The 21,789-nt window shown below is 70.6% G+C and carries 18 protein-coding genes and 4 tRNA genes; 10 read left to right on the top strand and 12 right to left on the bottom strand.

Annotated features, from left to right (window positions below; all coding sequences use genetic code 11):
• Positions 1 to 45: 45 nt before the first annotated feature.
• From ACZ4U1_RS20030 to purM, 4 genes are all read left to right on the top strand, one after another.
• Complete coding sequence (locus ACZ4U1_RS20030) at positions 46 to 843, top strand: maleylpyruvate isomerase family mycothiol-dependent enzyme (protein WP_467904809.1); 798 nt, start codon at positions 46 to 48, stop codon at positions 841 to 843.
• A gap of 57 nt (positions 844 to 900) precedes the next feature.
• Positions 901 to 1,353: an META domain-containing protein gene (locus ACZ4U1_RS20025; RefSeq protein ID WP_467904808.1), complete on the top strand. Its 453-nt coding sequence runs from the start codon at positions 901 to 903 to the stop codon at positions 1,351 to 1,353.
• 201 nt (positions 1,354 to 1,554) lie between these two features.
• A complete protein-coding gene (gene purF / locus ACZ4U1_RS20020) occupies positions 1,555 to 3,084 on the top strand; it encodes an amidophosphoribosyltransferase (protein ID WP_467904806.1) in 1,530 nt (509 codons plus the stop codon).
• Between the two features lie 32 nt (positions 3,085 to 3,116).
• The gene (gene purM / locus ACZ4U1_RS20015; protein ID WP_467904804.1) at positions 3,117 to 4,184 is read left to right on the top strand and encodes a phosphoribosylformylglycinamidine cyclo-ligase; all 1,068 of its coding nucleotides are present in this window, start codon (positions 3,117 to 3,119) and stop codon (positions 4,182 to 4,184) included.
• A gap of 75 nt (positions 4,185 to 4,259) precedes the next feature.
• Here purM and ACZ4U1_RS20010 read toward each other — a convergent pair whose 3' ends face one another.
• Positions 4,260 to 4,511 (bottom strand): DUF3073 domain-containing protein, encoded by a 252-nt coding sequence (locus tag ACZ4U1_RS20010; RefSeq protein WP_467904803.1) that lies wholly within the window; start codon positions 4,509 to 4,511, stop codon positions 4,260 to 4,262.
• Between the two features lie 290 nt (positions 4,512 to 4,801).
• Positions 4,802 to 5,908 (bottom strand): Leu/Phe/Val dehydrogenase, encoded by a 1,107-nt coding sequence (locus ACZ4U1_RS20005; protein ID WP_467904801.1) that lies wholly within the window; start codon positions 5,906 to 5,908, stop codon positions 4,802 to 4,804.
• Between the two features lie 201 nt (positions 5,909 to 6,109).
• Here ACZ4U1_RS20005 and ACZ4U1_RS20000 point away from each other — a divergent pair, with 201 nt between their 5' ends.
• Complete coding sequence (locus ACZ4U1_RS20000; protein ID WP_467904800.1) at positions 6,110 to 6,952, top strand: DUF8083 family protein; 843 nt, start codon at positions 6,110 to 6,112, stop codon at positions 6,950 to 6,952.
• Between the two features lie 518 nt (positions 6,953 to 7,470).
• Complete coding sequence (gene bldC, locus ACZ4U1_RS19995; protein ID WP_003949541.1) at positions 7,471 to 7,677, top strand: developmental transcriptional regulator BldC; 207 nt, start codon at positions 7,471 to 7,473, stop codon at positions 7,675 to 7,677.
• A 372-nt stretch (positions 7,678 to 8,049) separates the two neighbouring features.
• Here the strand turns inward: bldC and ACZ4U1_RS19990 are convergent, their stop codons facing one another.
• The 3 genes from ACZ4U1_RS19990 to hrpA all read right to left on the bottom strand — a co-directional run bounded on the left by ACZ4U1_RS19990 (position 8,050) and on the right by hrpA (position 12,518).
• On the bottom strand, positions 8,050 to 8,271 hold the full coding sequence (locus ACZ4U1_RS19990; RefSeq protein WP_467904799.1) for a DUF6274 family protein: 222 nt from the start codon (positions 8,269 to 8,271) through the stop codon (positions 8,050 to 8,052).
• A 132-nt stretch (positions 8,272 to 8,403) separates the two neighbouring features.
• Positions 8,404 to 8,478 (bottom strand) — tRNA-Asp (locus tag ACZ4U1_RS19985).
• A gap of 95 nt (positions 8,479 to 8,573) precedes the next feature.
• A complete protein-coding gene (gene hrpA / locus ACZ4U1_RS19980; protein WP_467904797.1) occupies positions 8,574 to 12,518 on the bottom strand; it encodes an ATP-dependent RNA helicase HrpA in 3,945 nt (1,314 codons plus the stop codon).
• 88 nt (positions 12,519 to 12,606) lie between these two features.
• Here hrpA and ACZ4U1_RS19975 point away from each other — a divergent pair, with 88 nt between their 5' ends.
• Positions 12,607 to 13,665 carry an ABC-2 transporter permease gene (locus ACZ4U1_RS19975; protein WP_467904796.1) on the top strand — a complete coding sequence of 353 codons (1,059 nt, stop codon included), beginning with the start codon at positions 12,607 to 12,609 and terminating at the stop codon, positions 13,663 to 13,665.
• Between the two features lie 18 nt (positions 13,666 to 13,683).
• On the opposite strand, the gene ACZ4U1_RS19970 is transcribed toward ACZ4U1_RS19975, so the two are convergent.
• The 7 genes from ACZ4U1_RS19970 to ACZ4U1_RS19940 form a co-directional block, all read right to left on the bottom strand.
• Positions 13,684 to 14,007 carry a hypothetical protein gene (locus ACZ4U1_RS19970; protein WP_467904794.1) on the bottom strand — a complete coding sequence of 108 codons (324 nt, stop codon included), beginning with the start codon at positions 14,005 to 14,007 and terminating at the stop codon, positions 13,684 to 13,686.
• Between the two features lie 71 nt (positions 14,008 to 14,078).
• Positions 14,079 to 15,701, bottom strand: coding sequence for a hypothetical protein (locus ACZ4U1_RS19965; protein ID WP_467904793.1), 1,623 nt, complete (start codon positions 15,699 to 15,701; stop codon positions 14,079 to 14,081).
• Between the two features lie 125 nt (positions 15,702 to 15,826).
• The gene (locus ACZ4U1_RS19960; protein ID WP_467904791.1) at positions 15,827 to 16,486 is read right to left on the bottom strand and encodes a histone deacetylase; all 660 of its coding nucleotides are present in this window, start codon (positions 16,484 to 16,486) and stop codon (positions 15,827 to 15,829) included.
• A 108-nt stretch (positions 16,487 to 16,594) separates the two neighbouring features.
• Positions 16,595 to 16,668: transfer RNA gene (locus tag ACZ4U1_RS19955), tRNA-Phe, on the bottom strand.
• Between the two features lie 24 nt (positions 16,669 to 16,692).
• A tRNA-Asp gene (locus tag ACZ4U1_RS19950) sits at positions 16,693 to 16,767 on the bottom strand.
• Positions 16,768 to 16,803: 36 nt separating this feature from the next.
• Positions 16,804 to 16,876 (bottom strand) — tRNA-Glu (locus ACZ4U1_RS19945).
• Between the two features lie 80 nt (positions 16,877 to 16,956).
• On the bottom strand, positions 16,957 to 18,504 hold the full coding sequence (locus ACZ4U1_RS19940; RefSeq protein WP_467904789.1) for a metallophosphoesterase family protein: 1,548 nt from the start codon (positions 18,502 to 18,504) through the stop codon (positions 16,957 to 16,959).
• A 60-nt stretch (positions 18,505 to 18,564) separates the two neighbouring features.
• Between ACZ4U1_RS19940 and ACZ4U1_RS19935 the strand changes: the two genes are divergently transcribed.
• From ACZ4U1_RS19935 to ACZ4U1_RS19925, 3 genes are all read left to right on the top strand, one after another.
• Entirely contained in the window at positions 18,565 to 18,915 is a 351-nt protein-coding gene (locus tag ACZ4U1_RS19935; protein ID WP_388320420.1) for a metallopeptidase family protein, read from the top strand.
• Between the two features lie 172 nt (positions 18,916 to 19,087).
• Positions 19,088 to 19,618 (top strand): hypothetical protein, encoded by a 531-nt coding sequence (locus tag ACZ4U1_RS19930; RefSeq protein ID WP_467904787.1) that lies wholly within the window; start codon positions 19,088 to 19,090, stop codon positions 19,616 to 19,618.
• Positions 19,619 to 19,833: 215 nt separating this feature from the next.
• A partial coding sequence (locus ACZ4U1_RS19925; protein WP_467904785.1) for a DEAD/DEAH box helicase occupies positions 19,834 to 21,789 on the top strand: 1,956 nt, incomplete at its 3' end.

The raw sequence follows: 21,789 nt of genomic DNA, 5'->3' as shown, positions 1-21,789 counted from the left end.
ACACACGGGTGAAGCGCAACCGCCGCCGGGCATAGAGTCGTTGGCATGCCACCGGCCAGAAAACGCGCCCGCAGCTACGACCCCGCCAAGACCCGAGCCGCCGTCCTCGCCCAGCTCGCCCACGTACGGGACGCCGCCCGCGGCCTCGGCCCCGAGCAGCTCGCCCTGCCCACCCGGCTCGGCGACTGGACCGTACGGGACCTGATCGCGCACATCGGCATGGCGGTCACCGCCGTCCACCGGGCCCTGGAGCTGCCGGCCCCGCCCGAACCGACCGTCACCGTGGTCGAGTGGCCGTTCTCCACCGGGCGGCGCGCCACCGACATCGACGCCTTCACCCGGGGCCTCACCGCCGCCCACCCGGACCTCGACGCCTACCTCGCCGACGTCGACCACAGCCTGCGCGCCCTGCTGGACGAGCACCCCGGCAGCCGGCTGCTGGACACCAGCGCGGGCGCCCTGCCGCTGGCCGACTATCTCGTCACCCGCGCCCTCGAACTCGTCGTCCACACCGACGACCTGAACGCCGCCGTCCCGGGCCTCGACGTGCCGTACGACCGGCAGGCCCTGGCCGCCACCAGCCGGCTGCTCGCCGACGCCCTCGCCGTGAAGGCGCCCGGCGGCTCCACGGAGGTGCGGGTGCCGCCGTACGCCGTCGTGCAGTGCGTGGAGGGGCCCCGGCACACCCGCGGCACCCCGCCCAACGTCGTGGAGACCGACCCGCTGACCTGGATCCGGCTGGCCACCGGCCGGCTGGCCTGGCAGGACGCGCTGGCCGAGGCGAAGGTCAGCGCGAGCGGGGAGCGGGCGGACATCGGGGGACTGCTGCCCGTCATGTCGTAGACCGTCGCCGGTCATGCCGTCGCGGAACCCGGGCCCGCCGGGGTGCGTCGAATCTCCATGAACCGGTACAAGCAGCGCGCGACCCTTGCGGTGGCCGCCGTGATCCTCCCCCTCGCGGTGGCCTGTGGCAGCGAGAAGGGGGACAGTGGGGCGGTGACCGTCCAGCAGCCGGTGACCGGGATCGACTGGCGGGTCGACAGCATCACCGTCGGCGGTGCGACCCGGGACGCGCCCGCCACCGCCCGCCTGCGCATCGAGGACGGCAGGGTGGCCGGCAACCTGGGCTGCAACCAGTTCAGCGCCCGCGCCACCGTGCGCGGAGACCGGATCACCGTCGGTGACCTGCGGACGACCAGGATGGCCTGCAGCCAGGAGCGCATGGACTTCGAGCGCGCCCTCGCCCGCATCCTCACGACCGGCACCCTCGTCGCCCGGACCGAGGCCGCGAAACTGACCCTCACCGACGGCGACGGCGACCGCGTCCACCTCAGCCGCAGCGCCCCCGGATGATGTGCGACACCTCACTCATGGAAACGGCGAAGATGTCCGTGACCGGCCCGTACGGGGTGGCCAGAGTCCTCGCCGTGCGCTGACGTGCGGCCGTGACCTGCGCAAACGTGGAATCCACCAAGGTGATCCACACGGGTCGGGCCGCCGCGGGCACGTATCCCCAATTCGGACCAGTGGTCGATCTCGCCTACACTCGGTGGCGTGCCACGTGGTGACGGTCGACTCAATCACGATCTGCTTCCCGGCGAGAAGGGCCCCCAGGACGCTTGCGGCGTCTTCGGCGTCTGGGCTCCGGGTGAAGAGGTCGCAAAGCTCACGTACTTCGGGCTCTACGCCCTCCAGCACCGGGGTCAGGAATCCGCGGGAATCGCGGTCAGCAACGGCTCCCAGATCCTCGTCTTCAAGGACATGGGCCTGGTCTCCCAGGTCTTCGACGAGACCTCGCTCGGTTCGCTCCAGGGTCACATCGCGGTCGGACACGCCCGCTACTCGACCACCGGTGCCTCCGTGTGGGAGAACGCCCAGCCGACGTTCCGTGCCACCGCGCACGGCTCCATCGCGCTCGGCCACAACGGCAACCTGGTCAACACGGCGCAGCTCGCCGAGATGGTCGCCGAACTCCCGAACGACAACAACAGCCGCTCCACCCGGGTCGCGGCCACCAACGACACCGACCTGCTGACGGCCCTGCTGGCCGCCCAGGTCGACGAGGACGGCAAGCCGCTCACCATCGAGCAGGCGGCCCACCAGGTCCTCCCGAAGGTCCGGGGCGCCTTCTCCCTCGTCTTCATGGACGAGCACACCCTCTACGCCGGCCGTGACCCGCAGGGCATCCGCCCGCTGGTGCTCGGCCGCCTGGAGCGCGGCTGGGTGGTCGCCTCCGAGAGCGCCGCCCTCGACATCGTCGGCGCCAGCTTCGTCCGGGAGATCGAGCCGGGCGAGTTCATCGCCGTCGACGAGAACGGTCTGCGCAGCTCGCGATTCGCGGAAGCGAAGCCCAAGGGCTGTGTCTTCGAGTACGTGTACCTGGCCCGCCCGGACACCGACATCGCCGGCCGGAACGTGTACCTCTCCCGCGTGGAGATGGGCCGCCGACTGGCCAAGGAAGCCCCCGTAGAGGCCGACCTGGTCATAGCGACCCCGGAGTCCGGCACCCCGGCCGCCATCGGCTACGCGGAGGCCTCCGGCATCCCGTTCGGCGCCGGCCTGGTGAAGAACGCCTACGTCGGCCGTACGTTCATCCAGCCCTCGCAGACCATCCGCCAGCTGGGCATCCGCCTGAAGCTGAACCCGCTGAAGGAAGTCATCAAGGGCAAGCGCCTGGTCGTCGTGGACGACTCGATCGTGCGCGGCAACACCCAGCGGGCCCTGGTCCGCATGCTCCGCGAGGCCGGCGCCGCCGAGGTCCACATCCGGATCTCCTCGCCGCCCGTGAAGTGGCCCTGTTTCTTCGGCATCGACTTCGCCACCCGCGCGGAGCTGATCGCCAACGGCATGACCATCGAGGAGATCGGCACCAGCCTCGGCGCCGACTCGCTCGCCTACATCTCCCTCGACGGCATGATCGAGGCGACCACGATCGCCAAGCCGAACCTGTGCCGCGCCTGCTTCGACGGCGAGTACCCGATGGAGCTGCCGGACCCCGAGCTGCTCGGCAAGCAGCTCCTGGAGACCGAGCTGGCGGCCGGTCCGGCCGCGACCGCGGCGACCGACGCGATCCGCCGCCCGTAAGTTCTGCCGTACGACACGAAAGTTCTCACCCCATGTCTGAGACGACTGGTGCCAGCTACGCAGCCGCGGGCGTCGACATCGAAGCGGGAGACCGCGCCGTTGAACTGATGAAGGAGTGGGTGAAGAAGACCCAGCGCCCCGAGGTGCTGGGCGGCCTCGGCGGCTTCGCCGGGCTCTTCGACGCCTCCGCCCTCAAGCGCTACGAGCGCCCCCTGCTGGCCTCCGCCACCGACGGTGTCGGCACGAAGGTCGACATCGCGCGCCGGATGGGCGTCTACGACACCATCGGCCACGACCTGGTCGCCATGGTCATGGACGACATCGTGGTGTGCGGTGCCGAGCCGCTGTTCATGACCGACTACATCTGCGTCGGCAAGGTGCACCCCGAGCGCGTCGCCGCCATCGTCAAGGGCATCGCGGAGGGCTGTGTGCTGGCCGGATGCGCCCTGGTGGGCGGTGAGACGGCCGAGCACCCGGGCCTGCTGGGCGAGGACGACTTCGACGTCGCGGGCGCCGGTACGGGCGTCGTGGAGGCCGACCGGCTGCTGGGCGCGGATCGCATCCGCACGGGTGACACCGTGATCGCCATGGCGTCCTCCGGGCTTCACTCGAACGGGTACTCCCTGGTCCGCCACGTCCTGCTGGACCGCGCCGGCATGGCCCTGGAGACCCAGGTCGAGGACCTGGGCCGCACCCTCGGCGAGGAACTGCTGGAGCCCACCAAGATCTACTCGCTGGACTGCCTCGCGCTCACCCGCACGGCCGAGGTGCACGCCTTCAGCCACATCACCGGTGGCGGTCTCGCCGCGAACCTGGCCCGGGTGATCCCGGACGGTCTGCACGCCGTGGTCGACCGTTCCACCTGGGCCCCGGGCGCGATCTTCGACCTGGTCGGGAAGACCGGCAGCGTCGAGCGCCTGGAGCTGGAGAAGACCCTCAACATGGGCGTCGGCATGATCGCGATCGTCCCGGAGGAGTCGACCGAGGTGGCGCTCGCGACCCTGGCCGACCGTGGGGTCGACGCGTGGGTCGCCGGTGAGATCACCGAGCGTGGCGAGAAGACGACCGGTGCCGAGCTGGTGGGCGACTACGCGAGCTGAGGCTCCGCGGACCGTGCGGACAGCACAGAAGCCGGTCGGTGGCAGTGCCACCGACCGGAACTGGTCAATACAAGGTCAAGCGCCGCGACGGTGCTGCTGAGGACCGTCGTCCTCGTCCTCGTCGTCGTCGCCATAGAGGTCGGCGTAACGAGAGTACAGATCGTCGTCGTCCTGCTCATCGTCCTCGAAGCGGTCACCGTTCGGTGACTGGTTCGACGTCGATGCGCCCAGCTCCTCGGCCAGGCGTGAGAGGTCCGTCCCACCGCTGTTGTACTTCAGCTGGCGGGCGACCTTCGTCTGCTTGGCCTTGGCCCGGCCGCGCCCCATGGCTCGACCCCCTCAACGACGGGGCTCGACGGCCCCAGAGTCTGACACGCGTTCATGATCTGGAACGGACTCTCCATGGAGAGGCCGGTCCGTAGGGCTTCCACGGTACCTGAGCCCGCGCCCATACGGTACGTCGCCCGCAGCACGCGCGTCTGCCCAGGACCTTCGAGGCGCCCTGTCCTCGCTGGTCAGTGGCGATTTTAACCACTTATCGGGGAACGACCCGCCGGTGGAAGTGAGAGTTCTCTCTAAGTTCCCGCCGACGGGTACCGCTCACCTGTGCGATCGGCTCAGCGACCGGCGCGGCTCGCGCGGGCGTCGGCCATCCGCTGCTCGGCGATCCGGTCGGCCGCGGCGGCCGGCGGAATCCCGTCCTCCTTCGCACGTGCGAATATGGCCAGCGTGGTGTCGAAGATCCGCGCCGCCTTCGCCTTGCACCGGTCGAAGTCGAACCCGTGCAGCTCGTCGGCCACCTGGATGACCCCGCCCGCGTTCACCACGTAGTCCGGCGCGTAGAGGATCCCGCGGTCGGCGAGGTCCTTCTCCACCCCGGGGTGGGCCAGCTGGTTGTTGGCCGCACCGCACACCACCTTCGCGGTGAGCACCGGCACGGTGTCGTCGTTCAGGGCGCCGCCGAGGGCGCACGGGGCGTAGATGTCGAGCCCCTCGACCCGGATCAGGGCCCCGGTGTCGGCGACCGCGGTGACGCCCTCGGGGTACTGGTCGAGGATCCGCTGGACGGCGTCCGCGCGCACGTCCGTGATCACGACCTCGGCGCCCTCCTCGCGCAGGTGGCGCACCAGGTGGTGGCCGACCTTGCCGACGCCGGCGATGCCGACCTTCCGGCCGCGCAGCGAGGGGTCGCCCCACAGGTGCTGGGCGGAGGCGCGCATGCCCTGGTAGACGCCGAAGGCGGTGAGCACGGAGGAGTCGCCGGCGCCGCCGTTCTCGGGGGAGCGGCCGGTGGTCCAGCGGCACTCGCGGGCCACGACGTCCATGTCGGCGACGTAGGTGCCGACGTCGCAGGCGGTCACGTAGCGACCGCCGAGCGAGGCGACCATGCGGCCGTAGGCGAGGAGCAGCTCCTCGCTCTTGTCGCGCTCCGGGTCGCCGATGATCACGGCCTTGCCACCGCCGTGTTCGAGTCCGGCCATGGCGTTCTTGTACGACATCCCGCGCGCGAGGTTGAGGGCGTCGGCGACGGCCTCGGCCTCGGTGGCGTACGGGTAGAAGCGCGTGCCGCCGAGGGCGGGGCCCAGGGCGGTGGAATGGATGGCGATCACGGCCTTGAGGCCGCTGGCGCGGTCCTGGCAGAGCACTACCTGCTCATGGCCGCCCTGGTCCGAGTGGAACAGGGTGTGCAGGACATCAGCAGGTGCGCCGGTTACGTCGGTCACTGTGGTGACTCCTGTGTACATAGCGGCGAGTGGGGTCGGTCCCCGTACGGGTGGCGGGGAGCCGTGGCATGAGCGTAGAGCCTCGGCCCACTCACCATCCGCGCAGTGTTCAGGATCACTCTCCCGGGCCCGCTCCGCACGCATGACCGTGGCACGATTTGCAGTGGTTTCGTGCCAGGCCCGATGGGGAGGGGAGCAGGCGTGCCGAAGGTGTCCTCCGTGGTCGTCCCCTATGCGGCCTATCTGCGTGTGTACGAGCCGCTGGGCGCCTTCCCGGAGCCGGAGCGCAGCCACTGGGCGCGCTACGCCCGCCGCCCCGACCGTCCCTCCTACCAGGACGAACTCCGCCGCTCCCTGGCCGACTTGCTGCCCATCCCGCCGGTCGTAGTGCCGGTGCACGAGAGCAGCGACGCCTTCGTGCTGGAGATCGACGGGGTGGTCTGCGTGTGCCCCTGGCGGACCCGGCTGCGCGGCTGGCAGGCCCTGGGCGAGCTGGCCGAGGAGCTGCCCCCGCCGGTGCTGGACGCGGTGCTGCCGCCGGTGGTGCGCCGCCAGGCCGCCCAGGACTACGAGCGCTGGCTCGCCCGCAACCCCGACGCCCGCCCGTGGATCCGTACGGCGACCTGGCAGGTGCCGCTGAACTGGTTCGTGCTGGTCTCGGACGAGGAGCGGCGGTACGACAAGGGGACCGCCGAGGTGCCCCCGGTGCTGCGCTACCGCACGCCGATGGTGCAGGCCCGGCGCCGGGTGGCGCGGGCGCTGCGCACGCTGCGGGACACCGTCGAGGAGGGCCCGCTGATCGACGGCCTGGTGGACGTCGGACGCTGGCTGGAGGAGTTCCATCCGCGCTCGCTGGTGGAGCTGGACTACGGCGGTCTGGTGCACGTCCTGCCGGCGGGCGAGCTGGAGGACGACCACTCGGCGGCGGACGTGGCGGCCGGCATCGAGGCGCTGCGGCGGGGGGACGGGACGGCCGCCGGGGAGGCGTACGGGCGGCTGGTGGAGCGGTGGCGCGCGGTGCGGGACAGGCGTTCGGCGAACTGAGTGACGCACGTCACGGTCAAAAACGCCCCGAACAGCGTACGTTCTACTCGCTTAGACCACCTGACGGGATGTTGGTCCCGATCTGGACTTTTGTCCCAAGGGTGATGGATGGCACTTACCCGGCCCTTGCGCCTCTTGCCATCCCTCGTGCCAAAATAGGACAAGGAGTCCGGGGAGGGCTCCGTCCGTCCAACTGTGCTCCATCATGGGCGGATTCTCAGCATTGCACGCTTTGGGGGGTCTGGTGACTCCTGATCGTCCTGTGACTGATCGTCACAGTGGCGTGACTGTCCGCTATGGCATGGTCCATCGGCTTCCGTCGCTGATGAACACCTGGGAGGGCAATTCCATCGGTTTGGCCGACGCGGCTGGACAGATGGTGTAGTTGTAGTGCCGAGGACAAGCCGTTCGTCCTATAACCGACTCGACTCGCGTCCGCCATTTCGGGCAACGCGGGTCAAGGTGCAGAATTTAGAGGAAAGAACCGAGAAGGTTCGGTTCTCCCGAGGAGGCCGCTCATGACCGCTCGCACCCCTGATGCCGAGCCGCTGCTGACCCCGGCTGAGGTCGCCACCATGTTCCGCGTCGACCCGAAGACGGTCACGCGGTGGGCGAAGGCCGGCAAGCTCACGTCCATCCGCACGCTCGGCGGGCACCGCCGCTACCGCGAGGCCGAGGTTCGCGCTCTGCTCGCGGGCATCCCGCAGCAGCGCAGCGAGGCCTGAACAACTCCATAACCGGGCAAGACGGTCGATCCCCCAACCGGCCGAGGCGCTCGGAACCCTAGCTCCAAGCGACGCGGGACCTGCCCCAACAGGCCCCTCGCCCAGGCCGAAGAGAACGTCAGAGGCAAGCGACACAGGGTGCGTCGTCGATCGCGCTGGACTCCGCCGGGTCCAGCGCGATCTTTTTTGTGCGCCTGCTTGTGGAAGTCTGGGCATGCCTGTCGGAACGGCTGTGAGCAGGCCTTGAGCGCGGTGCAATTGCACATATTAAATTGACCCGTTGTATGACGGTGGTAAGTACCGCTGTTTCAAAAACTCATGCGGTGACTCCCGTCACACACCCCGCCGCTTGTTGGCTGCGGGCCGTGTGCGCTAGGCGGTTGGGGCGGCGGAGTCGCGCGGCGCCGCGTCACGGGAACCGTCGTCCTCGACGCCCTCCTGCTCGCCTTCACGGCCCCGCGGGCCGGCGTCCATCGCCAGCCGCAGCAGGCGGTGGCAGATGGGACAGTGGCGGGTGAGGTGCCGGTAGGACGAGGCGGCCGACAGATGCGCCCTCAGGAGCGCCCGCGTCTCATGCCTGACCGACGCCGTCATACGCCACCTCCAGGGTCCCCGCAGGGGGAACGAGCCCTGTTCCCTGGGTACCGAGGGAATGTGACGCCGTCAAGGGCGTGAGCGCCTCACAGGGACAGCAAAGAGGGCCCCCTCTCGGGGGCCCTCTCGATGCGGTCCTGACGGGATTTGAACCCGCGGCCTCCACCTTGACAGGGTGGCGAGCACTCCAAACTGCTCCACAGGACCAGGTTTCGCGGCGCTTGTTCGTGCGTTGCGCTGCGAGAAGAGACTGTACAGGAGGGTGAGGGTCCTGGTCGAACTCACCCTCTGTACGGGGGCCGTTACGGGACCGCCGCGTCGATCGCCTTCACGATGCGCTTGTCCGAGACGGGGTACGCCGTGCCCAGCGCGTGGGCGAAGTAGCTCACCCGCAGTTCCTCGATCATCCAGCGGATGTCCAGGACCTGCTGCGGCACCGGGCGGCCCTGCGGGAGCTGTTCCAGGAGCCAGGCGTACTCGTCCTGCATCTCGTGGACCTTCTCCATGCGGGTCGTGTCCCGCTGGACGTTCGTCGGCATCTGCTGCAGACGGCGGTCCGCGGCCACCAGGTAGCGCATGAGGTCGGGCAGGCGTCGTATGCCCGCCCACGTCACGAAACCGGGCTTCACGAGGGCGTCCAGCTGCTTGCGGACGTCCGTGAGGTTCGCGAGCAGCGCGGGGCTGCCGACGGCCTTCAGGCGGCGTTCACAGGCCTGCCAGGCCGCGAGGACCTGCTGCACCTGGGCGACCGTACGGACCGTGGTGTCCACGATCTCCGCGCGCACCTTGTCGTACAGCTTCCGGTACGACTCCTCGTCCCACGCCGGCCCGCCGAAGTCCGCGATCAGCTTGTCCGCCGCGGCCATCGCGCAGTCGTCGAACAGGGCCTGGATCGAGCCGTGCGGGTTGGCGGAGAGAGCGAGCTTCTGGGCGTTCGTCAGCTTTTCGGACGCGAACTTCGCCGGGTTCACCGGGATGTTCCGGAGGATCAGGCGGCGGGTGCCCTTCCACATGGCCTCCGCCTGCTCCGCCTCGGTGTCGAAGAGGCGGACCGAGACCGTGTCGCCGTCGTCCACCAGCGCCGGGTACGCCTTGACCGGCTGCCCGGCCCGCCGGGTCTCGAAGACCCGGGTGAGCGAGCCGATCGTCCAGTCCGTCAGCCCCTTGCGCTCCAGGGACTCCCCGCCCTCCCGGGACGCGGTCGCCGCCGCGGCCTGGGACAGCGCCTTGCGCGCCTTCGGCTTCAGCCGCAGCTTCAGCGCCTGAAGGTCCTTGTCCTCGGCCAGCTTCCGGCGCCGCTCGTCAACGATCCGGAACGTGATCTTCAGGTGGTCGGGGACCTTCGCCCAGTCGAAGTCCTCCGCCTCGAACGGCACGCCGACCATCCGCTTCAGCTCGCGGGCCATCGTCACGGTCAGCGGCTCCTGGAGGGGCACCGCCTTCTCCAGGAACGCCTTCGCGTAGTTCGGCGCCGGTACGTAGTGGCGGCGGATCGGCTTGGGCAGCGAGCGGATCAGTTCCGTCACCACCTCCTCGCGCAGGCCCGGGATCTGCCAGTCGAAGCCCTCGTCCGTGACCTGGTTGAGGACCTGGAGCGGGATGTGGACCGTCACGCCGTCGGCGTCCGCGCCGGGCTCGAACTGGTACGTCACCCGGAACGTGAGCTGCCCCTGCCGCCAGGTGTCGGGATAGTCGGCCTTGGTGACCGCCTCCGCCGACTCCCGGATGAGCATCTCCCGCTCGAAGTCCAGGAAGTCGGGCTGCTCGTGCCGCTTGTGCTTCCACCAGGAGTCGAAGTGGGCGCCGGAGACGACGTGTTCGGGCACCCTCTGGTCGTAGAAGTCGAAGAGGGTCTCGTCGTCCACGACGATGTCCCGGCGCCGGGCGCGGTGCTCCAGCTCCTCGACCTCGCTGAGCAGCTTCCGGTTGTCGGCGAAGAACTTGTGGTGCGTGCGCCAGTCGCCCTCCACCAGCGCGTTGCGGATGAACAGCTCCCGACTCGTCTCCGGGTCGATCCGGCCGTAGTTCACCTTCCGCTGGGCGACGATCGGGACGCCGTACAGCGTGACCTTCTCGTACGCCATCACGGCCGCCTGGTCCTTCTCCCAGTGCGGTTCGCTGTACGTCCGCTTGAGGAGGTGGCCGGCGAGCGGTTCGACCCACTCGGGCTCGATCCTGGCGTTGACCCGTGCCCAGAGGCGGCTCGTCTCCACCAGCTCCGCCGACATCACGAACTTCGGCTGCTTCTTGAACAGCGCCGAACCCGGGAAGATCGCGAACTTGGCGTTGCGGGCGCCCAGGTACTCGTTCTTGTTGCCGTCCTTGACGTCCTTCATCCCGATGTGGGAGAGCAGGCCGGCGAGGAGGGAGACATGGACGCGGTCGGCGGGGGCGTCGTCCTCGTTGAGGTGGATGCCCATCTGCTTGGCGACCGTGCGCAGCTGGGTGTAGATGTCCTGCCACTCGCGGATGCGCAGGAAGTTCAGGTACTCCTGCTTGCACATCCGGCGGAAGGACGACGAGCCCCGCTCCTTCTGCTGTTCGCGGATGTAACGCCACAGGTTGAGGTAGGCGAGGAAGTCGCTGCTCTCGTCCTTGAACCGGGCGTGCTGCTGGTCGGCCTGGGCCTGCTTCTCGGCCGGGCGCTCGCGCGGGTCCTGGATGGACAGCGCGGCGGCGATGACCATGACCTCGCGGACACAGCCGTTCCTGTCGGCCTCCAGGACCATCCGGGCCAGGCGGGGGTCGACGGGCAGCTGGGCGAGCTTGCGGCCGGTGTCCGTGAGGCGCTTGCGCGGGTCCTTCTGGGCGGGGTCCAGCGCGCCCAGCTCCTGGAGCAGCTGCACGCCGTCGCGGATGTTGCGGTGGTCCGGCGGGTCGATGAAGGGGAACTTCTCGATGTCGCCGAGGCCGGCCGCGGTCATCTGCAGGATGACGGAGGCCAGGTTCGTGCGGAGGATCTCCGCGTCCGTGAACTCCGGGCGGGCGAGGAAGTCCTCTTCGGAGTACAAGCGGATGCAGATGCCGTCGGAGGTACGGCCGCAGCGGCCCTTGCGCTGGTTGGCGCTGGCCTGGGAGACCGGCTCGATGGGCAGCCGCTGGACCTTGGTGCGGTGGCTGTAGCGGCTGATCCGGGCGAAGCCGGGGTCGATGACGTACTTGATGCCCGGGACGGTCAGCGAGGTCTCGGCGACGTTGGTCGCCAGAACGATCCTGCGCCCGGCGTGCGGCTGGAACACCCGGTGCTGCTCGGCGTGCGACAGCCGGGCGTAGAGGGGGAGGACCTCGGTGAACCGGTACTTCCTCTTCTCCAGCGCGTCCGCCGTGTCCCGGATCTCCCGCTCGCCGGAGAGAAACACGAGGATGTCGCCCGGGCCCTCGGCCTGGAGCTCCTCGACGGCCTCGCAGATCGCGGTGATCTGGTCCCGGTCGGCGTCCTCGGAGTCCTCCTCCAGGAGGGGGCGGTAACGGACCTCCACCGGATACGTCCGCCCGCTGACCTCGACGATCGGGGCGTCGCCGAAGTGCCGGGAGAAGCGCTCCGGGTCGATGGTCGCCGAGGTGATGACGACCTTCAGGTCCGGGCGCTTGGGCAGCAGCTGGGCGAGGTAGCCCAGCAGGAAGTCGATGTTGAGGGACCGCTCGTGGGCCTCGTCGATGATGATCGTGTCGTAGGCGCGCAGCTCGCGGTCGGTCTGGATCTCGGCGAGCAGGATGCCGTCCGTCATCAGCTTGATGAAGGTGGCGTCCGGGTTCACCTGGTCGGTGAAGCGGACCTTCCAGCCGACGGACTCGCCGAGGGGCGTCCGCAGCTCCTCCGCGACCCGCTCGGCGACGGTCCGGGCGGCGATCCGGCGCGGCTGCGTGTGCCCGATCATGCCGCGCACGCCCCGGCCCAGCTCCAGACAGATCTTCGGGATCTGGGTGGTCTTGCCGGACCCGGTCTCACCGGCCACGATGACGACCTGGTGATCGCGGATGGCGGCCGCGATCTCGTCCTTCTTCTGGCTGACCGGCAGCTGCTCGGGGTAGGTGACGGCCGGCACACGGGAGCGCCGCTCGGCCATGCGGGCCTCGGCCTTGCCGATCTCGCCGTCGATCTCGGCGAGGACGGCGGCACGGGCCTCCGGCTTACGGATCTTGCGCGCGCCCTCCAGCCGCCGTCCGAGCCGGTGCGCGTCGCGCAGCGACAGCTCGGTCAGACGGGGGGCGAGGGTGCCGAGGGCGGGGGCGGGGTGCGTAGACATACGCGATCCAGGATCTCACCTCGGCGGAAAATCACGCGAGCCATTTGAGTTGGGGCGAGATGTCATGTGATGACCTAGCGTGGTCGCTATGCCCGATTCCCCGCGCGGAGAGCACGGCCGCCCCCCGACCCGCGCGGAACGCTGGACGACGTTCCGGGAATCCCCCTTCCTGCCCGCCACGGTCCTCCTCGTCATCCTCGCCGCCGCGGCCGGCCTCTTCGCCGGTTCCTACACCTACGCCATGGCCGACCCCACCCCGCACAGCATCCCGGTGGCGGTGACCGGCGCCCACGACCGGCCGGCGGCCCGGCGGTTCGTCGACGGCATGGAACAGGCACTGCACGCCTCCATGAAGCCGCACCCGTACGGCAGCCACCGGGACGCGGTGCGGGCGGTGGACGAGCAGCGGGTGTTCGCGGTGGTCGACGTGCCCGCCGGCGGCCGGACGGTCGTCCTGGAGGTGTCCGGGGCGTCCGGGGCGTCGGTCGCCCAGCTGCTCGGTGAGGCGGCGGTGAAGGTGGGCGAGGCGACCGGCACCCCCGTGGCGGTCCGCGACCTCAAGCCGCTGCAGAAGGGTGACCCCAGAGGCCTGGCGATCTTCTACGTCTCCCTCGCCGCCGTGATCGTCGGCTTCGTCGGCGCCATCCAGCTCAGCGTGCACGCGCGGGAGCTGAACCCCCTGGAGCGGATGGCCTTCACCGCGGCCTACGCCGTGCTCGGCGGGTTCACGATCGCCGCGGTGGTGGACTGGCTGCTGGGCGCGCTGAAGCTGCCGTTCCTGGAGTCGTGGGCGATCCTCGCCTTCACCATGTTCACCACGGGCATGGTGTTCACGATGTTCAACACCCTGGTCGGGCGCTGGGCCATGCTGCCGACCTGGGGCCTGATGGTGCTGCTGGGCAACCCGTCGTCCGGCGGTGCCGTCTCCTGGGCCCTGCTGCCGTCGCCGCTCGGCACGATCGGCCGCTGGCTGCCGCCAGGCGCCTCGGTGAACGCCCAGCACACCGCTGTCTACTTCCGCGGCCACCAGCACGCGTTCCCGTTCCTGGTGCTGGCCGGCTGGGCGGTCGTCTCCTGCGCGGTCTTCCTGGTCTGGCGCCACCGTCATCCGGGCGGCCGACCGACCGGTGCGGCGCACGCGGCCTAGTGCCGGCGGCGCACGCGGCTAGGGGGTGCGCGGGGCGGGCGGGGCCGGCGGGGTGGCGGGTTCGGTGTGTCTGCGGGCCGGGCCGTCCCCGAGCGCGATCGACCTCGCGGTGTTGGAGACGGCCTTGATGCCCAGGTAGGCCGTGGTCATGCTGCTGACGGCGGTGAACGCGGCGGTGAGGATGCCGACGATCACCGCCTTGTCCCCGTGGAGCTGCCACACCCCGAAGATCGCGACCGAGGCGATCGCGAGATTGCTGATGACGACCGCGAGCAGCCCGTACCGCGCCCGGTCCTTCTCCAGCTCGGTGTCCCGGATGGCTCTGGCCTCGTCCCGGCTCATGTCTCCCCCGCCCCCGCGCACCACGCGCGGCCAGCCTGAACGTAGCGCCGGCCGGGCGTGGTGCCAAGGCGTCACCGGACGTCGACGTAGTCCTCCCTGCCACTGCCCACGAAGTGCTTGCTGTCGGGGTACAGGAAGACGGGCACCCAGGTGCCGTCCTGCCGGGCCGTGAAGCCCTTGCTGAAGGACCCGCTGCTCGTCGTGGTGACCGTGGACATCAGGTACCAGGTCGTGGCGCCCTTGGGACGGAAGAGGATCTGGACCTTCCTGCCGCCGTACGCCCTCCAGGTGCCGGAGCCGACCGGGCGCTCCTGGAGCACACCCCTGACCGTGATCGTCCGGCCCTTGGTCACCGGCTCGGGGGACGCGTTGGCGTCCTTGATCCGGGTGAGGGCGCGGTTGCGGCGCAGGCTGGTGCTGGTGGTGCCCTTGATGTCCTTGGTGCTGGAACCGGCGTACCGCAGCCGCCAGTAGCCGTCCGTGTAGCCGGGCACCTTGTCGGCGGTGAACTGGGAGCCGAAGCCGACCTTCACGGTCTTCTTCGTGGTCCAGCCGGTCTTGCCGTCCGGCGAGTACTGGATGTCGACGTTCGCCTGGTCGTTGACGTCACGGCCGATCAGGTCGAGCGTGCCGGTGACCTTCACTTGGGCGTACTTGTCCAGCGAGGCGGTGAAGCCGGAGAACTTCGTCGTCGCCGTGACCGCCGCGGTGACCTCCGCCGTGCTGTGCCGGGCGAAGGGGGTGTACGACGTGAAGGCGATCTCGTAGACGCTCTTGCTGCCGTACGGGGTCCGCACGAAGGAGAAGCGGCCGTTCGCGTCGGTCGTCGTGCCGACCGGGCTGCAGGTGCTGCACTCCTTGTAGTCCATCTCCAGCGGGATACCGGCGAGCGGCTTCCACTCCTCGCCGAACTGGTACTGGAGCGTGCCGGTGACGGTGATCTTCTGGCCGGTGGTGACGTGGAAGCTGCTCTGGTCCAGGACCATCCGGGTCGGCGCGGCCTTCGGCCGGACGTCGATCCAGGAGCTGGCGGCGAAGCCGAGGCCGCCGTTGTAGTCGGCGAAGACCCAGCCGGCCTGGGCCAGCTGGTGGGGGACGGCGAAGTGGCCGGCCTCGTCGGTGACGGCGGTCGCCTCCCCGCTGCCCCCGTCGAACGTGAGGTCCACGGAGGCACCGGGCAGCGGTTCGGTCTCCCGGGTGCTGGGGTCGCGGACGACCATGTCACCGGCGGCCGTGACCGTCTGGTGCTCGATGTCCGGCTCGGCCGGAGTGACGGCGAAGCCGCTGAAGACGGGCTGCTTCTGGTAGTGCAGCGTGCCCGCGTCCTTCTGGACGGTGGTCTCGCCGGAGCCGTCCGTGGCCTCGATGTCGACGGTGTAGTCGCCGAGGGTGTCCAGGTGGATCGGCCGGGACGCCCAGACGGCGTCCCACGAGCTGGACTCGTACCGCTTCGTGAAGTCGGTGACCGTGGCCACCGGCGTGTCGGTCTGGCTGCTGCCGACCGGGCGGAGCGTCGCGGCGAGCTTGCTGACCTCGCCGCTGAAGTTGAGGCGCACGTCGAGGACCGACCAGTCGGCCTGGTCGCTGTAGGCGCTCTTGACGGTGGGTCCCTCGGCATGGGCGGTGCCGGGGAGGGCGAGCGAGGCGACCAGGACGGCGCCGGCCGTCACCAACCCTCGGGAAATCTGTCTCAAGTACCCCCCTCAGGGTCTTGCAGGACGACGAGAACCCCCTCCTCCGCTTGAGCGGGGGTGGGGGTTCTCGCCAAAGTGGCCTGATCGTACTGGCCGCGAGTGGTCCGGACCAGAGCTGGGTGTCCCTAGTTGAGGAGAGCGGCGATCTCCTCCGGGGACCAGTGGTCGGTCGCACCGGGGCAGGCCGCGACGTAGGAGGAGATCGCTTCCCTGTCCCACGCCCCGGCGGAGAGTAAGCCCGTGGCCAGGAAGCGGACGTAGGCGGCGGAGGGGGCGACCCACAGCACGTCGTTGATGCCCCACGGCGCCGTGAAGGTCAGCACCGGCAGGCCGTCGATCTGGCCCGCGCAGACGAGGGTCTCGTAGCGGCCCTCGCCCAGGACGGCACGCCCCCGGCTGAGGACGTCCGCCAGGTCCAGGTCCCTGCCCGGCGTCCGGTACATCTCCTGGGCGGCGATGTCGGCGAACTGGTCGGTGGTCACCAGGTGTGCCCTGGCCAGCACGCGCCCGTCCACCTCGGGGTCGTAGAAGGCGCGTCCTCCTCCCCACACGCGGGATTCGGTGGCGAAGTACATCGCGCCGGTCAGCTCCACGGGGATCGACCGGGCCGGCATGGCGGGGTTGCGGCAGCCCGGGTACTCCATGGCCGCGCCGGGCGGGCGTCCGCCCCGGAGGTAGGCGGCGAGCCGGTCCAGGTGGATGTTGGAGCCGTAGGAGGTGTACCAGACGCGCTCGGGGTGCCCGTCGAGCGGCAGTGTCGGGTCGATGCTCGGTAAGGCCTTCACCTGGGGCTGCTCCGTCGGCGTACCGGGGACGTGTCGGGGGCGGGGCGGGTATGAAAGAGGCCCTCTCCACGATCGTGGAGAGGGCCTCTGCCCTGGTCAGGGCGGCTGTGGCTGGGGCCGGGGTCGAACCGGCGACCTTCCGCTTTTCAGGCGGACGCTCGTACCAACTGAGCTACCCAGCCACGGTGTTTCACGTGAAACACCAGCGGTCCTGACGGGATTTGAACCCGCGGCCTCCACCTTGACAGGGTGGCGAGCACTCCAAACTGCTCCACAGGACCAAGCGTGTGTGCAACAGTGTCGCACACGGTATTGCGTGCCCCCAACGGGATTCGAACCCGTGCTACCGCCTTGAAAGGGCGGCGTCCTAGGCCGCTAGACGATGAGGGCTATCGGCCCGCCTGGGCGCTTCTCAGCGCGTCGGGGACGTGAGAAGCATATGGGATGGCGAGGGGTATCGCCAAAACGGTTTACGGCGAGGTGGCGGGAGGGGTCGGCGAAGGGGTGTGCGAGGCCCCGGTGCCGCCCGGCTGGTTCTCGTCCGCCAGATGGCGGCTGACCTCGGCCGTCGTCAGCCCCAGGCCCCCCAGCCGGATCGCGTCCCAGGCCTGCAGCCGGCGGCTGTCCCGGTCGAAGTAGAGGATCGAGGCCTCGATCGGCGCCGGGTACTTGCGCTCCACGGCACGCAGCCCGCTGCCGCCGGTCGACCCCTCCATGTGCAGCCGGGTGCCGTACGGCAGCAGCTCCGTGCCCTCGTGGTGCAGGTGCCCGCAGAGCACCAGCGGCACGGTCCCGTCGGTCTCCCGGGCGGCGGACGGCTCGTGCACGACCGCCACGTCCACCGGCGTGCGGGCCGTCCGCTGGTCGCGCAGGGCGCTGGCCAGCCGGTCGCCCGCCAGCCGCTCGGCCGCGTCGCCGCCGGTCGCCACCGAGCGGTCGGGGGTGAACTGCGGATCACCCATGCCCGCGAACCGCAGGCCCGCCACCGTCTCCGCCCGGCCGTCGTCCAGGACGTGCACGTTCTTCATGCGCTCCAGGTAGCGCTGGGTGGTCCGGGAGTCGTGGTTGCCGCGCACCCAGACGTACGGCACGCCCAGGTCCCGGATCGGGTCCAGGAAGCCGTTCTCCGCCGCCGTGCCGTGGTCCATCGTGTCGCCGGAGTCGACGACCACATCCGCCTTGTACTGCTCCACCAGCGAGCCGATGATCTTCCAGCTCGCGGGGTTGAGATGGATGTCCGACACGTGCAGGACCCGGATGGTGGAGGGGTCCGGCCGGTAGGCGGGCAGGGTGGAGGTGACGTCGTAGAGCTTCGTCACATTCGTCACCAGGCGCGCCAACTCCTTCTGATAGACGTCGAATTCCGTGACGATGCTGCGTGCGTTGCCCACCACCGACGGCGCCGAGCTGAGCAGCCCGGAGAACCTCGGCTCCAGGACCGACTTCGGGTTCCAGGTGGCGTACGCCGACGCGCCCGAGGCGGCCAGCAGCACCAGGGCCAGTCCGCCGGCGGCCAGGGCCCGGCGCGGGCGGCGGTAGACGGCGAGGCCGAGGGCGGTGGCGCCGGAGACCACGGCGACACAGGAGCGCACGGCCAGGTCCAGCGTGCCGTGCTCGACGTCCCGGGCGACCTCGTCCTGCAGCCCCGAGAGCCGCTCCGGGTGGTCGACCAGGGCCTGGGAGCGCTCGGGGTCCAGTTGGTCGACGTTCACGTCCAGGCGGACCGGGGCCACATGGCTGTCCAGGCTGAGCGCGCCCAGCGGGGAGATGTTGATCTTCGTGCCACCGGTGACGGAGGGGCGCAGCGCCATCGTCGTGTCCATCGGGCCGACCGGGGCCCGGACGTTGCCGACGATCAGCAGGCCCAGCCAGGCGCCCACCAGGACGACCGCGGTGAGGCCGAGGGCGCGCAGCCACGGGCGGGGACGGGCGGCCAGTTCGAGGGCGGGGAGCGGGCGGGTGCGGTTCGGGGTCCTGTTCGGCATGTGGTTCAGGGCTGCGACGGGGACGCGGGCCATTGGGCCCGTATGCCCAAGTGCCGTGGTGGATATGCGGCATCGTTACCCGACAATGGCGGTGTGCTGGAGATGACGCGCGAGGAGTTCGAGGAACTGGTCGCCGAGGCGCTGGACCGGATCCCGCCGGAGCTGACGCGGCTCATGGACAACGTGGCCGTGTTCGTGGAGGACGAGCCGCCCGCCGACGATCCCGAGCTGCTCGGGCTCTACGAGGGGACGCCGCTCACCGACCGGGGCGAGTGGTACGCCGGTGTCCTGCCGGACCGGATCACCATCTACCGCGGGCCCACGCTCAGGATGTGCGAGAGCCGCGAGGACGTCGTCGCGGAGACCGAGGTGACCGTGGTGCACGAGGTCGCCCACCACTTCGGGATCGACGACGCCCGGCTGCACGCCCTCGGGTACGGGTGAGCACGCGAGTGTGAGGCCACGGCTGCGCGCGGTCCCGGGGTGGAGCGCCTGACCACGGGCGGGAGCGCGTGACCGGGTGGCGGGGCGCCGATGCGCGCCGGGCGCGTGTCCTCTTGCGGGCGGCGGGAGTTGGGGAGGTGGACCCCTTTCCTTGCCCCCGGAGGTGGCCGCCGTGCGCCCCTTGTACGTACCCGTCCGTCTCGCCGTCACGGTCCTGGCCGTCACCACCGCCGCCGGCTGCGTGAACGTGGGCGACGACGCGGGCCCGGCCCGGCCCTCCCACTCGACGGACGGGCGGCACGGCGGTGCGGAACCCGACGGCGGCCCGGGAGGCGGCGGGGGCGGTCTCGTGCCCGGCGGCCGGGCGGGTGACGGCAAGCACGGGCACGGCGGCAAGGCGAAGCCCGGCGAGTCCGCCTCGGCCTCGGCCACGCCCTCCGGCGAGGGCAGCACGTCGGCGCCGCCGGCGAAACCCGGAAAGCCCGGCAAGCCCGGCAGGACACCGGGCCCCGACGACCCCGCGCCGACCAACGCCCCGCCGACGCCGCCGGTGACCTCCGCCCCGCCCGAGCCCCCCGAGCCCACCCCGCCCCCGGCGACCTCGGAGCCGCCGTCGGCGGAACCGTCCTCCTCGGCCCACGAGGAGACGCAGCCGCAGCTCGTCCAGCGGGAGCCCGCGCCCCGGGCGGGGGTCCCGGCCTAGGGCGTGACCAGCGTCTCCATGGGCCGGTTTGCCTTCAGGGGTGAGGGGTGCGTATGGTGGTAGATCGTTTGATCCCATTTGCCCGGCGCCACCACAGAGCGCGCCGTGTGGCGCGTACTCTCCTTTGCCGTGGCGGACCGCATTGAGGCGGTCGTGAGCGAATCACGGAGTTGACGGGCGCGTGCCGAAGAGACTCCGGAAGGTTTCGCATTCGCATGTCCGTGTCCAGTACTGACCAGATCGTCGTGTCCGAGAACGAGTTCGACAACGAGCTCGACAACGCTCTCGTCGACGTGACGACCGAGGTCACCGAGGCCCCCGAGGCCGCTGACACCACCCCCCAGACCACCTTCGCCGACCTCGGCCTCCCCGAGGGCATCGTGCGCAAGCTCGCGCAGAACGGCGTGACGACCCCCTTCCCGATCCAGGCCGCGACCATCCCGGACGCCCTGGCCGGCAAGGACATCCTCGGCCGTGGCCGCACCGGCTCCGGCAAGACCCTCTCCTTCGGCCTGCCGACCCTGGCCCAGCTGGCCGGCGGCCGGACGCAGAAGCACAAGCCCCGCGCGGTCATCCTCACCCCGACCCGCGAGCTGGCCATGCAGGTCGCCGACGCCCTCCAGCCGTACGGCGACGTCCTCGGCCTGAAGATGAAGGTCGTCTGCGGCGGCACCTCGATGGGCAACCAGATCTACGCCCTGGAGCGCGGCGTCGACATCCTCGTCGCCACCCCGGGCCGTCTGCGCGACATCATCAACCGCGGCGCCTGCTCCCTGGAGGACGTGCAGATCGCCGTCCTGGACGAGGCCGACCAGATGTCCGACCTGGGCTTCCTGCCCGAGGTCACCGAGCTGCTCGACCAGGTGCCGGCCGGCGGCCAGCGCATGCTCTTCTCCGCCACGATGGAGAACGAGATCAAGACCCTGGTCGACCGCTACCTGAACGAGCCCGTCCTGCACGAGGTGGACGCGGCCCAGGGCGCGGTGACGACCATGTCGCACCACATCCTCATCGTGAAGCCCAAGGACAAGGCGCCGGTCACCGCCGCGATCGCCTCCCGCAAGGGCCGCACGATCATCTTCGTCCGCACCCAGCTGGGCGCCGACCGCGTCGCCGAGCAGCTGCGCGAGGCCGGCGTGAAGGCCGACGCGCTGCACGGCGGCATGACCCAGGGCGCCCGCACCCGCACCCTGGCCGACTTCAAGGACGGTTACGTCAACGTCCTGGTCGCCACCGACGTCGCCGCCCGCGGCATCCACGTCGACGGCATCGACCTGGTCCTGAACGTGGACCCGGCCGGTGACCACAAGGACTACCTGCACCGCGCCGGCCGCACCGCCCGTGCGGGCCGTACCGGCACGGTCGTCTCGCTGTCCCTGCCGCACCAGCGGCGCCAGATCTTCCGCCTCATGGAGGACGCCGGCGTCGACGCGGCCCGCCACATCATCCAGGGCGGCGCCGCCTTCGACCCGGAGGTCGCCGAGATCACCGGCGCCCGCTCCATGACCGAGGTCCAGGCCGAGTCCGCCGCCAACGCCGCCCAGCAGGCCGAGCGCGAGGTCGCCCAGCTGACCAAGCAGCTGGAGCGCGCCCAGCGCCGCGCGACCGAGCTGCGCGAGGAGGCCGACCGGCTGGTCGCCCGGGTCGCCCGCGAGCGCGGCGAGGACCCGGAGGCCGCGGTGGCCGAGGCCCAGGCGACGGCGGCGGAGCAGCTCGCCGTGGCCGAGGAGCCGGCGCAGCGCGAGACCGAGCGCGAGGAGCGTCCGGCCGCCTCCGCGCCGTACGAGCGCCGGGAGCGGCGCGGCTTCGACCGTGACCGCGAGCGTGGTTCCGAGCGCCGTGACGACCGCCGTGACGACCGGGGCGGCCGTGGCTTCGAGCGCCGTGACGACCGTGGTGACCGCCGTCCGTTCGAGCGCCGCGAGGACCGGGGTGGCTTCGAGCGTCGTGACGACCGTCGGGACGACCGTGGTGGCCGTGGTTTCGAGCGCCGTGACGACCGGGGTGAGCGCCGTCCGTTCGACCGTGACCGCAACGACCGGGGTGGCCGTTCCTTCGAGCGCCGCGAGGACCGTGGTGGCTTCGAGCGTCGTGACGACCGTCGGGACGACCGTGGTGGCCGTGGTTTCGAGCGCCGTGACGACCGGGGTGAGCGCCGTCCGTTCGACCGT

This window comes from Streptomyces sp. NPDC028928, from assembly GCF_055564915.1.
The sequence above is the reverse complement of the archived record's forward strand: the minus strand, read 5'-3'. Positions and strand labels throughout refer to the sequence as shown.

What these genes read in the sequence shown, in the direction of transcription:
- ACZ4U1_RS20030 (WP_467904809.1), top strand. Translation starts at nt 46, where the DNA reads ATGCCACCGGCCAGAAAACGCGCCCGCAGCTACGACCCCGCCAAGACC.
- ACZ4U1_RS20025 (WP_467904808.1), top strand. Translation starts at nt 901, where the DNA reads ATGAACCGGTACAAGCAGCGCGCGACCCTTGCGGTGGCCGCCGTGATC.
- purM (WP_467904804.1), top strand. Translation starts at nt 3,117, where the DNA reads ATGTCTGAGACGACTGGTGCCAGCTACGCAGCCGCGGGCGTCGACATC.
- ACZ4U1_RS20010 (WP_467904803.1), bottom strand. Translation starts at nt 4,511, where the DNA reads ATGGGGCGCGGCCGGGCCAAGGCCAAGCAGACGAAGGTCGCCCGCCAG.
- bldC (WP_003949541.1), top strand. Translation starts at nt 7,471, where the DNA reads ATGACCGCTCGCACCCCTGATGCCGAGCCGCTGCTGACCCCGGCTGAG.
- ACZ4U1_RS19990 (WP_467904799.1), bottom strand. Translation starts at nt 8,271, where the DNA reads ATGACGGCGTCGGTCAGGCATGAGACGCGGGCGCTCCTGAGGGCGCAT.
- hrpA (WP_467904797.1), bottom strand. Translation starts at nt 12,518, where the DNA reads ATGTCTACGCACCCCGCCCCCGCCCTCGGCACCCTCGCCCCCCGTCTG.
- ACZ4U1_RS19975 (WP_467904796.1), top strand. Translation starts at nt 12,607, where the DNA reads ATGCCCGATTCCCCGCGCGGAGAGCACGGCCGCCCCCCGACCCGCGCG.
- ACZ4U1_RS19970 (WP_467904794.1), bottom strand. Translation starts at nt 14,007, where the DNA reads ATGAGCCGGGACGAGGCCAGAGCCATCCGGGACACCGAGCTGGAGAAG.
- ACZ4U1_RS19940 (WP_467904789.1), bottom strand. Translation starts at nt 18,504, where the DNA reads ATGGCCCGCGTCCCCGTCGCAGCCCTGAACCACATGCCGAACAGGACC.